Genomic DNA, 11,579 nt, shown 5'->3' with positions numbered 1-11,579 from the left:
ACAAGTTTGTGATTGGGTCAGAACTCCCCTGCTGTGGCGTGAAGTCATTTCATGGCCGCCAAAGGAGAGGGATCATGATCCGCAAAACCATTCTCAGCGCCTCTTTCGCGCTTCTTGCCGCATCGGCGGCTTTCACCGCGCTTCCCGCACAGGCCGCCACTGACGCGGCGGCTGTCGTCAAGCATTACGCCGATGTCGCGCACGCGAAATACGAGGATTCGCTGACCACGGCGAAGGCGCTGGACAAGGCGATCGACGCATTGATCGCAACTCCGAGCGAAGAAACCCTGAAGGCCGCCCGTGAAGCCTGGATCAAGGCGCGCGTTCCCTACCAGCAGTCGGAAGTCTACCGTTTCGGCAATCCTCTCGTTGATGCCTGGGAAGGCAAGGTCAACGCCTGGCCGCTGGATGAAGGCCTGATCGATTATGTTGACGGTTCCTACGGCACGGAAAGCGACGAGAACGAGCTTTACGTCGCCAACCTTATCGCTAATCCGAAAATCAAAATCAGCGGTGAAGAGGTCGACGCCTCCAAGATCACCCCTGAACTGATCGAGAGCCTGCACGAGGCGGGCGATGTCGAAGCCAATGTGACGACTGGCTACCACGCCATCGAGTTCCTGCTCTGGGGCCAGGATCTGAACGGCACCGGACCGGGCGCGGGCAACCGTCCCTATACCGATTACGACAAGGCAAAATGCACCAATGGCAATTGCGACCGTCGCGCTGATTACCTGAAATCCGCCTCCACCCTGCTGATCAAGGATCTTCAGGAGATGGTGGACGCCTGGGCGCCGGAAGGCGAAGCCACGAAGACGGTGGAAGCCGACCCGAAAGCCGGCCTTACCGCCATTCTCACCGGCATGGGTTCGCTCTCCTATGGCGAATTGGCCGGCGAGCGCATGAAGCTTGGCCTACTGCTGCACGACCCGGAAGAGGAGCATGACTGCTTCTCCGACAACACCTATAATTCGCATCTGAACGACGCCATCGGCATCGCTTCGGCCTATACCGGTGAATATACCCGCGTGGACGGCACGAAGATGACCGGCGCCTCGCTGGCGGAACTCGTCGGCGCTAAGGACAAGGCGCTGAACGACGAAATGACGGCGAAGCTGAACAAGACGCTCGACGCCATGCATGCGATGGAAAAGCGCGCCCAGACCGTTGAAGCCTACGACCAGATGATCGGCGAAGGCAACAAGGAAGGCAATGCCGTGGTTCAGGCGGCCATCGACGGTCTCATCGACCAGACGAAAACCGTTGAACGCGTCATTGCTGCGCTTGATCTCGGCAAGATCGAGCTTGAAGGATCTGACAGCCTCGACAATCCCAATACCGTTTTCAAATAAGCTTTACGACGGGCCGCAGACCGCTGCGGCCCGTTATTTCCAAACGTTTCCGATTCAATGACAATTTTGCTGTTGCCGATCCGCACGCCGTTCTTCTTCGCCGGGGCAGCCTGCCTTGTGGCGTCGATATCTCTTGCCGAACCGGTGCGTGGCGATCTGACGGAAAAAGACCATAACCGTGTTAAGGCCGTGACCGCACCGACGACGGATTTTACCAGGCCCGAGCCTTTCGAGGCCATGTCCGGCGGCGCAACGACCAGTACCAACAAAGCCGATAGCGGCGCGTTTTCGCATCCTTCCGCCACCATGCAATTCGAGCGAAAGCAGGATTTCAAGCTCGGCAATGCGCTGTTCCAGAAGCTCTGGGTCTCCTCCCCCTCCTCCACACAGGCATCGGACGGGCTGGGGCCGCTTTATAATGCGCGATCCTGCCAGACCTGCCATGTGAAGGACGGCAGAGGCCGCCCGCCTCTTGCCGGGGAAGACGCCGTCTCACTGTTTCTGCGGTTGGCGCGACCGGCCCGAAACGAGGCGGAACGGACGGCGATTGCGCGCCACAACGTGCTGAATTTTCCCGACGAGACCTATGGCCGGCAATTGCAGAACCTTGCCATTCCCGGCCTTGCAGCCGAGGGCAAGCCGGTCATTTCCTACTCTGAAACGCCCGTGCGCCTCTTAGATGGAGAGGTGGTGATGCTGCGCAAGCCTGCCTATGCCGTAGCGGACCTCCAATATGGCCCGCTTGGCGCCGACACGACGGTTTCGGCGCGGATCGCCATGCCAACCCTCGGGCTTGGCCTGATCGAGGCCATTGCCGATATCGATATTCTGGTCAAAGCCGATCCCGATGACAAGAATGGCGATGGCATTGCCGGCCGCCCTGCGTGGGTCAGGGATCATCGCACCGGCGAGTTGAAACTTGGGCGGTTCGGCTGGAAAGCCCAAAATGCAAGCGTTCGCGATCAGAGCGCCAGCGCCTTCTCCCACGATATCGGCATCTCCACACTGGATGCGCCGAACGCCTATGGCGATTGCACCGACGCCCAGAAGGACTGTCTGGCCATGCCGACCGGCGTGCAGCCACGGCTGGGGCCGGTGGAGGCCCCTGACCCGGTTCTCGACCTTGTAACCTTTTACACTGAAAACCTTGCCGTACCGCGGCGCCGCAACGCCGGTGATCCGACCGTTCTGCGGGGAAAGCAGCTTTTCTACACATCCGGCTGCACGGCGTGCCATACGCCGAAATTTGTCACCCGCCGCGATGCGAGCGACCCCATGCATTCTTTCCAGCTGATCTGGCCCTATTCGGATTTCCTGCTGCATGACATGGGAGAGGAGCTTGCCGATGGCCAGCACGTGGGCGAAGCGAGCGGGAGACAATGGCGAACCCAGCCTCTCTGGGGCATCGGCCTGACGCAAAGCGTCAATGGCAATGGTTTTTACCTGCATGACGGGCGGGCGCGCAGCCTGACAGAAGCAATATTGTGGCACGGCGGCGAAGGGCAAAAAGCGCGCGACGCCTTTGCCGCCTTGCGAAAATTCGACCGGCAGGCTTTGCTGGCTTTTCTGGAGTCCCTTTGATGAAAAATGCCATGCGAAAAATATCCGGCCTCGTTTCCATGCTGCTGCTTTTGACCAATCAGCCGACGATGGCGCAGGATGTGGAACTGATGCCGCCGCCACCGCTCGACCCCGCACAGGTACGGAGCGTTATGGAAAAGGCGGTGAACGGCTTCATACGCCCCGGCTACGACCACTTCCGGCAATCGGCAGAGTGGCTGGAAGGCAGCATGAAAGCCTTTTGCGCAGCGCCCTCCAAAACGACGGATGAGGTGGCCAAGGCAGCCTTTGTCGATACGGTAGCGAACTGGTCGACCATCGAGATCGTGCGGGTCGGCCCTGTCATCGAGCAGAACCGTTTCGAACGCGTGCTTTATTACCCCGACAAGAAGGGGCTGGGGCTGAAACAGGTGCAACGTTACCTCTCGGAAAAGGATGAGAGCGTCACCAGCGCCGACGGCCTGAAGGGCAAGAGCGTCGCGGCGCAGGGGCTTGGCGCGCTGGAATTCGTGCTTTACGGCACTGGCGCGGAAGAACTGCTCGACAAAAAGGGGGATTTCCGCTGCCGCTTCGGCGCGGCCATCGCCGGCAATATCGCCAATGTGGCGGCCGAGCTTTCCGACAGCTGGAACGCCCCTGACGGCGCGCAGAAAAACTGGACGCAGCCCGGAGCGGACAATCCGGTCTTTCGAGACGAGCGCGAGGCCCTGGTTGCCCTGCTCGGCATTCTCGTGCATGGCTCAGAGGCGATCCGTGACCAGCGGATCGAAACCTTCTATAAGGGGCCTGACAAGGCGCGGTTTCCCCGTACCGCCATTTACTGGCGCTCCGGCCTGACGTGGAAGAGCATTGCCACCAACATCAAGGCCGTTCAGACCCTGCTGCACACCGCCGATATGGTCGAACTCGTGCCGCCCGATCAGCGCTCCATCGTTAATTCAATCGACTTCATCGCCAAGTCGATGATCCGCATTTCCGGAACAATCGATACGGACGTGGAAAAGGCGCTGGAAAAAGATGATCAGCGCGCCAAGGTGGATTACCTGCTCCTCAACGGCAAAGACCTGATCTACCGTCTCAATGACCAATATGGCGGCGCGATCGGCCTCAGCTCCGGCTTTTCCTTCGCCGACGGGGACTGAGCCGATGATATCAGGCGCCAAACGGATGCTGATAGATCGGCGCAGCTTCATCAAGGCCGCGGGCATTCCCTTTCTCGCCACGCTGGCTCCCCGTTCACTTTATGCGCTGGAACGCACAGACGCCGTCTTTGCTTCTGCCTTCCGCGCCCGTGACGGCTCCTACGGTATTGCGACGGTGAGCGAGCGTGGCGAGATCATCGACCGTGTTGCGCTTCCCGCCCGCGCGCATGGAATGGCGACGAGCCACGCCACGGGCACGACCGTGGCCTTTGCGCGCCGGCCCGGCACCTTCTTCATGGCCTTCGATCCCGCGCGGCACCGCGAACCGATTGTGATGCACACGCCGGAGAACCGCCATTTCTATGGCCACGGGCAATTTTCCCCCGATGGCGCAATTCTCTATGCCAGCGAAAACGACTTCGACGGCAATCGCGGTGTTATCGGGCTTTACGACGCCAAAAATGGATTTGCCCGTATCGGCGAATACGATGCCCACGGCGTCGGTACGCATGATATGACGGTGAGCGATGACGGGCGGCTGATCGTGATCGCCAATGGCGGCATCGAAACCCACCCGGATTTCGGCCGTACCAAGCTCAATATCGACAGCATGCAACCCTCTCTCGTGCTTCTGGATGCCGCAACGGGCCAGTTAATCCAGAAACATACGATGCCGGACCGGCTGCGGCAGCTTTCCACCCGCCATGTAGACCTTGGCAATGACGGTCGCGTCTGGTTCTCATGCCAATATGAGGGACCGCGCAACGATCTGCCGCCACTGGTCGGCCATTTCGCCAAGGGCGAGGATTTGGCCTTCGTCGATCTGCCGGAGGAAACGACGGTGCGCCTTGCCAATTATGTCGGCGCCATCGCCGTCAACCGGCGCGAGGGGCTGGTGGGCCTGACCTCGCCCAATGGCAATGCCGCGGTGACGCTGGATGCGAAAACCGGGCGGGTGGTTTCAGAGGTAAGCGTGCGCGAAGCAGCGGGCGTTGCACCCTCCGCCCGGGGGATTGCGGTTTCTTCCTATGATGGATTTTTCGAAACCCTGCGCAGTGACGTGGCATGGGACCAGCATATCGTGCGCATCGCCAGCTAAAATACTGAAAAGGCACGGGAACCAAAGCGCGGCCGGCGCATTGGAAGCGTCATGAAAAACCTCGCCGTGTATATTGTTTTCGTGGTTGCAGTTGTTGCCGTTGGGGCGCTGATCGGCGTCAACAATGTGCCCGGCGAATGGTATCAATCACTGCAAAAGCCCTTCTTCAATCCGCCCAACTGGATTTTCGGGCCGGTCTGGACGACGCTTTACGTGCTGATCGGCATCGCCGGCGCACGGACATGGATCAGGAAGCGGATGGGGACACGCATGCGCCTCTGGTTCACCCAGATGGTGCTGAATTTCCTGTGGTCGCCGATCTTTTTCGGCATGCAAAGCCCGGCGGGCGCACTGGTCATCATCGTGCCGATGCTGATCTGCATCCTCGCCTTCATCGCACTCACCTATCGCCGTGACAGGGTATCGATGTGGCTTTTCGTTCCTTATGCCCTCTGGGTTGGCTTCGCCACCCTGCTGAATGCGAGCATCGGCCTCCTGAACTAAATGACTTCCGCACCCTTGCCTTGCCCGTCGTCCCGCGCCATGTCAGTTTGCGGTGGAGACTTAGAGCAGGCAGGTAGGCCATGGAGATCACGGATCCCGGCGATTTTCGTCAGCGGATAGAAAGAAGCTTTGCGCGGCAGGGTGTCGTGCAGGCAATCGATGCGCAGATCACCCGTATCGAACACCGGCTGGTGGAAATCGAACTGCCCTTTCATGAAAAGCTGACGCAGCAGCATGGCATATTGCATGCCGGCGTCATCGCCGCTGGTCTGGATACGGCCTGCACCTATGCCGCCTATACGATCATCGAGCCGGAAGCCTCGCTTTTGACCATCGAGTTCAAGGTCAACCTCATGTCGCCGGGTCGCGGCGATCGGTTCCTGTTTCGTGGCGAGATCATCAAGCCCGGAAATAATCTGATCGTTGCCGACGGCCGCGCCTATGCGCTTGCCGACGGACCGGCAAAACTGATCGCCTCCATGACAGGCACGATGATGGTGGTGAAGGGACGCGAGGATATTACCGGATGAGCTATCGGCTTTTGCATGTTGCGGATAAATCCGTTCTTTTTGTCATGGCGGCTCCCGCCGAATACGGCCCTCACCTGCAGGCGAGAATTTCACCCCTCATGATCGGCGTCGGCCCGGTTGAGGCAGCGGTTTCAGTCACGGCGGTTCTTGCCGGTCTCGATGCGGCGGATCATCTGCCCGACCTCGTCGTTTCGCTCGGTTCCGCCGGCTCGCGGACGCTGGAACAGACGGGCATTTATCAGGCGATTTCAGTTTCCTATCGCGACATGGACGCTTCCCCCTTCGGTTTTGAAAAGGGTTGCACGCCGTTTCTCGACCTGCCGGCCGAGGTGGCGTTGCCCTTCCGCATACCCGAAATTGCCGACGCACGGCTTTCCACCGGCGGGAATGTGGTTTCTGGCGCCGCCTATGGCTTGATCGATGCCGATATGGTGGAAATGGAGACCTTTGCCGTTTTGAGAGCCTGCCAGCGCTTCGGTGTGCCGCTTATCGGCTTGCGCGGTATTTCCGATGGCAAGGCCGATGTCAACCACGTGGACGACTGGACGGAGTATCTGCACATCATCGATGAAAAGCTGGCGGATGCCATCGACCGGCTTTGCCGCGCCATTGAAGAGGGCGTGATCGCCCTTTGAAACCTTGCGATTTTCGCAAATTTCCGCTGGTTGATGCCCGCTTGCGGGTTGCCTAAAGCCGCCATTTTCTTTAAAGGCTCGCCATGACCCAGATAGCCCATCCCGACAGCATTCTCATCATCGATTTCGGCAGCCAGGTGACGCAGCTGATTGCGCGCCGCATCCGCGAAGCCGGGGTCTATTGCGAAATCCATCCGTTCCAGAATGCCGCAGAGGCGTTTGAGAAGCTTCAGCCCAAGGGCGTGATCTTCTCCGGCGGCCCCGCATCCGTGACGGCTGAAGGCAGCCCGCGCGCGCCGCAGGCGGTGTTCGACAGCAAGGTTCCGATCCTCGGCATCTGCTACGGCCAGCAGACGCTCTGCACGCAGCTCGGCGGTGTCGTCGAGGGCGGCCATGCGGCGGAATTCGGCCGCGCCGATATCGACATCAAAAAGGCGAGCCCGCTTTTCGAAGGCTTCTGGGATGAGGGCAAGAGCTATCCGGTCTGGATGAGCCATGGCGACCGCGTGACGAAGCTGCCGGAAGGTTTCGAGGTCATCGCCACCTCAGAAAACGCGCCCTTCGCCATCGCAGCCGACGAGACGCGTCACTATTACACCACCATGTTCCACCCGGAAGTGGTGCACACGCCTGATGGCGGCAAGCTGCTGTCCAACTTCGTGCACAAGATCGTTGGCCTGAAATCCGACTGGACAATGGCGGCCTATCGCGCCGAGATGATCCGCAAGATCCGCGATCAGGTCGGCACCGGCCGCGTGCTCTGCGCGCTCTCCGGCGGCGTCGATTCCTCGGTTGCGGCGATCCTCATTCATGAGGCGATCGGCGACCAGCTGACCTGCGTTTACGTCGATCACGGCCTGATGCGGCTTGGCGAGAGCGAGCAGGTGGTCGGCATGTTCCGCGACCATTACAATATTCCGCTTGTTCATGTGGACGCAGCCGATCTGTTCCTCGGCGAACTCTCGGGCGTTTCCGATCCGGAAGCAAAGCGCAAGACGATCGGTCGCCTGTTCATCGAAGTCTTCGAGGCCGAAGCGGCCAAGATTGCCGCAGACGGCAAGGGTGCACCGAAGTTTCTGGCGCAGGGCACGCTTTACCCCGACGTCATCGAAAGCGTTTCATTCTCCGGCGGCCCGTCCGTCACCATCAAGAGCCACCACAATGTCGGCGGCCTTCCCGAGCGCATGAATATGCAGCTCGTTGAACCGCTGCGTGAGCTCTTCAAGGACGAAGTCCGCGCGCTCGGCCGCGAACTCGGCCTGCCGGAAAGCTTCATCGGCCGACACCCCTTCCCCGGTCCTGGTCTGGCGATCCGCTGCCCCGGCGCAATCACCCGCGAAAAGCTCGATATTCTGCGCAAGGCAGATGCGGTCTATCTCGACGAAATCCGCAAGGCAGGTCTCTATGACACGATCTGGCAGGCTTTCGCCGTACTGCTGCCGGTGCAGACCGTCGGCGTCATGGGCGACTACCGCACCTATGATTTCGTCTGTGCGCTGCGCGCCGTGACCTCGGTGGATGGCATGACGGCAGATTTCTATCCCTACGACATGAATTTCCTCGGCCGCGCCGCGACCCGCATCATCAACGAAGTGCGCGGCATCAACCGTGTCGTCTATGACGTTACGAGCAAGCCGCCCGGCACGATCGAGTGGGAATAAAGACGACTATCGACACAGCTTAAACGATAACGCCGCGACTAGTTCGCGGCGTTTCTGTTTTGTCTTGCGAGGTAGATGATCTGGACGGTCAGACCGACAATGAGGATCGCCAGCAACCCTGCCTGAACACCAAGAAGCAGCGGCGATTTCAAATCGGTGACAAAGGGATGACCGTCCGGAACACGGCGCAGGGTCTCGGTCGCCGTCGGTACCATCAAGAGAAACGCGCTAACACTGAGACAGATGGTTTCAACATATCTGGCGATGCGCGTTGAGCCGAGAATGCGCTCGATTCCGTAACCTGCAAGCAGGAACAGGATGGTGAGCGCGCCAATGGCGTAACTGACCGGCTGATGCGCCACGAGGAAGGCCGTCGCGGCACCAATCAACATGGACACAAAATAGATGGCGCCCGGCGTAGATCGGGGAACAATTCGACCGTGACGGGCAAACATGTAAATGGCCACGGGAATGGCCGGCAGGCTGCCGAGTGTGTGGACCCAGCCAAGCGGAGAAATTCCGAACATGAGAGATTACCTTTCTCTTCCCAAAGGACGGGGGACCTGAGGAAGCAGACTGTTGACGACTGATCTGCAAGCGTAGTGCTGAATATTTACCGGGTCTGGGTGTCGCTCAGGTCATGTATTCACCTTCCTGGCGACGTTTCGTTTTCAAGCGGTGATGCGTTCCAGCATGGGGCGGGTTATCGCGCCAAAGGTCGCGGCATCACCGTGGGCGCGGGCCGAGAGCATTGCGCCATGCACAGTGGCCATGAACATTTCAGCATTGGCCCTCGCCGTCCCGGTCATCACAAAGCGCCCTTGGGCGACGCCGCGCTCCAGCACGGCGGTGAGCCAGTCCGAGAGGCTTTGAAAATGCGCGCGCACTTCAAGAACGACAGATTCGGGAAGGACCGGTATTTCAGTGGCGAGCAGGGCGCAGACGCAGAAGGGATGGGTCGCGCCAGCGATACACCCCTCCCAATAGCCGATATAAGCGCGAAGCTGTTCGAGCGGATCAGAGATGTTTCGCTCCAGTTCGGCGATCCCGGCTTCGGCTTCCTGCCTGTACTGCTCGACCAATTTGCGGACCAGGTCTGACTTGCTGGGGAAATGGTGGTGAATGCTGGCATTGCGAATGCCGACCACATTGGAGATATCCGCGTAGCTGAAACTGTTATAGCCGCCCCTTACAATGAGGGTGCGCGCGCAGCGAAGGATATCATCGGCTCTGGTCTGTGGGTTTTTCATATTCATTGCCTACCAACTAGTAGGTAGAATGTCAACTTAACGCATCGTGCTGTTATTTCCGGGAATTCCCCCTGCCTGTTGGGACGATTGTTCTCTTTTTGTTCTTTCAATTCCTTCTGGCAATGATAATATCGCGGCCTTGGCAAAAGCCGTGGAGCATCGTCATGGGTTTCGAGTTGACGGATAAAGGAGGTGTAAGGCAGCTTTTCTTTGAAGGGCTGGAGCCGCCGAAAATACAGCGCTTCAATCCGCGATTGCGCAGCAAGGTCTTGATCGTGTTGAAACCGCCGGCAGCCTTGGCAGAGAGGATTTTTGCCGATGCCTCGCACCATGCGGAAGGACGGACGAGGCGTGCAGCCTATCCGGTGGAGCTTCTGCATATAACCCTGCTCTGTGTCGGATGTTTCGAGACTGCGCCTCGCGGGCTGATAAACAGGCTGAAGGCGGCACTGGGGGAAATCGAGGCGCGGCCTGTTCCTATCACTTTCGAAGAAACGTCGCTTTTTGGTAATCGCAACAGTCTGGTGCTGCGAAGCGGCCGCGACATGCCGGAGATCAAGGCTCTGGTGAAGATGCTGCAACGTGCCCTTTGGCGGGCAAATCTTCCCTTTATTACGGCATCATCTTTTACGCCGCATCTCACCATGATCTATGGCTGCGGAAAGATTGAGCCGATGCCGGCTGGTAAACCCTATAGCTGGCTGGCGGGCAATTTCGAGCTTGTCTTCAGCCATAATGGCGAAACACGGCACGAATCTCTGGCACGCTTTGCGCTTTCAGCGAAAGCGGATCGTTATGAGCGGCCTGAGAGCCAGTTATATTTGTCGGAAAGAGTGATCGGCCCGTCGAAGCGGCCGAAGCAGAGTGCAGCGGTGCGATGACGTGCGCTCAAAACGGCGGAGCAATCCTGTGCTGACAATTTATCCCGCATCTGCCGTTCGAGGACAATGCGGGAACCTTCCGGCGTGAATACGGAACGCTTCTCGAGCCATCCGCAGCACATCCAGCTCGCGCGTCGAAAACCGATATGAATTTCGACCCGAAGCGCAAGCGAGGCGATGCCGCCTCGCTACAAGTAACAACCAGCTTAGAGCTGTACCTTGTCGAAAGCCTTGCCGTCGATGCCGAGGGCTTCGAGATCGGCACGGGCCGGCTTGCGATGTGCGCGAACAGCGGCCGAAACCGAGAGCGCAGCACCGAGAACGGCGAAAGTTTCGCCAAAGAAGTTACGCGATGTCTTTGCAACCTGACGCATTTTTCTCTCCATCTTTGATACGCAAATAATGGGTATTTTCGGCCTCTTCTACAACTCATGATGTGGCAGGGAAGCCATGCAGCTTTGCTCGCGCTCGTTTGGATATCAGCCATGGCGATTCCGCATGGCTCAGATGTCACGCCTCTCAAACGGCGCAGAGCACTTCAGCGAGCGGGTTGAATAAGGTGGATATTTTGTTATGCCGGAGAGCTTGAAGACAACGAGGCTGGCAGCATGACGATCACCATTTACGGCATCAAGAACTGCGACACGATGAAGAAGGCCAGAAGCTGGCTGGAAACCAACGGCATCGACTATTCTTTTCATGACTACAAGGCGGCTGGCATTGACCGCGCCCATCTGGAGACATGGTGCGATGCCGCGGGTTGGGAAACGGTTCTCAACCGCGCCGGCACAACTTTCAAGAAGCTGGATGATGGCCAGAAGGCCGATCTCAGCCGTGAGAAGGCCATCGGATTGATGCTGGAGCAGCCCTCGATGATCAAGCGTCCGGTACTCGAGGCCAAGGGCAAGATAACCGTCGGTTTCAAACCGGAAACCTACCAGACCTTCTTTGCCTGAGCGCAGCCG

The 11,579-nt window shown here is 58.9% G+C and carries 13 protein-coding genes; 10 read left to right on the top strand and 3 right to left on the bottom strand.

Going from position 1 to position 11,579, the window contains the following annotated elements; all coding sequences use genetic code 11:
* The first annotated feature begins 74 nt into the window (after positions 1-74).
* The 8 genes from JZX89_RS11920 to guaA all read left to right on the top strand — a co-directional run bounded on the left by JZX89_RS11920 (position 75) and on the right by guaA (position 8,483).
* Entirely contained in the window at positions 75-1,352 is a 1,278-nt protein-coding gene (locus tag JZX89_RS11920; RefSeq protein ID WP_153515222.1) for an imelysin family protein, read from the top strand.
* Positions 1,353-1,409: 57 nt separating this feature from the next.
* Positions 1,410-2,933, top strand: coding sequence for a di-heme oxidoreductase family protein (locus tag JZX89_RS11915; RefSeq protein ID WP_207134160.1), 1,524 nt, complete (start codon positions 1,410-1,412; stop codon positions 2,931-2,933).
* The gene (locus JZX89_RS11910; RefSeq protein ID WP_207134159.1) at positions 2,933-4,054 is read left to right on the top strand and encodes an imelysin family protein; all 1,122 of its coding nucleotides are present in this window, start codon (positions 2,933-2,935) and stop codon (positions 4,052-4,054) included. The genes JZX89_RS11915 and JZX89_RS11910 overlap by 1 nt, the downstream gene beginning before the upstream one ends.
* A 4-nt stretch (positions 4,055-4,058) precedes the next feature.
* Positions 4,059-5,153, top strand: coding sequence for a DUF1513 domain-containing protein (locus JZX89_RS11905; RefSeq protein WP_207134158.1), 1,095 nt, complete (start codon positions 4,059-4,061; stop codon positions 5,151-5,153).
* Between the two features lie 51 nt (positions 5,154-5,204).
* Positions 5,205-5,657 carry a TspO/MBR family protein gene (locus tag JZX89_RS11900; RefSeq protein ID WP_207134157.1) on the top strand — a complete coding sequence of 151 codons (453 nt, stop codon included), beginning with the start codon at positions 5,205-5,207 and terminating at the stop codon, positions 5,655-5,657.
* 80 nt (positions 5,658-5,737) lie between these two features.
* Positions 5,738-6,187: a PaaI family thioesterase gene (locus JZX89_RS11895; RefSeq protein WP_207134156.1), complete on the top strand. Its 450-nt coding sequence runs from the start codon at positions 5,738-5,740 to the stop codon at positions 6,185-6,187.
* Positions 6,184-6,822, top strand: coding sequence for a 5'-methylthioadenosine/S-adenosylhomocysteine nucleosidase (locus JZX89_RS11890; protein ID WP_207134155.1), 639 nt, complete (start codon positions 6,184-6,186; stop codon positions 6,820-6,822). The genes JZX89_RS11895 and JZX89_RS11890 overlap by 4 nt, the downstream gene beginning before the upstream one ends.
* Positions 6,823-6,905: 83 nt before the next feature.
* Positions 6,906-8,483: a glutamine-hydrolyzing GMP synthase gene (gene guaA / locus JZX89_RS11885; RefSeq protein WP_149898357.1), complete on the top strand. Its 1,578-nt coding sequence runs from the start codon at positions 6,906-6,908 to the stop codon at positions 8,481-8,483.
* Positions 8,484-8,521: 38 nt separating this feature from the next.
* Here the strand turns inward: guaA and JZX89_RS11880 are convergent, their stop codons facing one another.
* Together JZX89_RS11880 and JZX89_RS11875 are read right to left on the bottom strand one after the other, a co-directional pair.
* Positions 8,522-9,010, bottom strand: a complete 489-nt coding sequence (locus JZX89_RS11880; RefSeq protein ID WP_153515230.1) for a hypothetical protein — start codon at positions 9,008-9,010, stop codon at positions 8,522-8,524.
* 144 nt (positions 9,011-9,154) lie between these two features.
* The gene (locus JZX89_RS11875; protein WP_207134231.1) at positions 9,155-9,733 is read right to left on the bottom strand and encodes a TetR/AcrR family transcriptional regulator; all 579 of its coding nucleotides are present in this window, start codon (positions 9,731-9,733) and stop codon (positions 9,155-9,157) included.
* Positions 9,734-9,897: 164 nt separating this feature from the next.
* Between JZX89_RS11875 and JZX89_RS11870 the strand changes: the two genes are divergently transcribed.
* Entirely contained in the window at positions 9,898-10,614 is a 717-nt protein-coding gene (locus tag JZX89_RS11870) for a 2'-5' RNA ligase family protein (RefSeq protein WP_207134154.1), read from the top strand.
* A 206-nt stretch (positions 10,615-10,820) separates the two neighbouring features.
* Here JZX89_RS11870 and JZX89_RS11865 read toward each other — a convergent pair whose 3' ends face one another.
* Positions 10,821-10,988: a hypothetical protein gene (locus JZX89_RS11865; protein WP_003503889.1), complete on the bottom strand. Its 168-nt coding sequence runs from the start codon at positions 10,986-10,988 to the stop codon at positions 10,821-10,823.
* 234 nt (positions 10,989-11,222) lie between these two features.
* On the opposite strand from JZX89_RS11865, the gene JZX89_RS11860 reads away from it, so the two are divergent.
* The gene (locus JZX89_RS11860; protein ID WP_207134153.1) at positions 11,223-11,570 is read left to right on the top strand and encodes an ArsC family reductase; all 348 of its coding nucleotides are present in this window, start codon (positions 11,223-11,225) and stop codon (positions 11,568-11,570) included.
* The last annotated feature ends 9 nt before the right edge of the window (positions 11,571-11,579 follow it).

The sequence above is a fragment of the Agrobacterium burrii genome (assembly GCF_017313405.1).
Lineage (GTDB): Bacteria > Pseudomonadota > Alphaproteobacteria > Rhizobiales > Rhizobiaceae > Agrobacterium > Agrobacterium burrii.
This window is presented reverse-complemented; position numbering and strand designations above follow the sequence as displayed.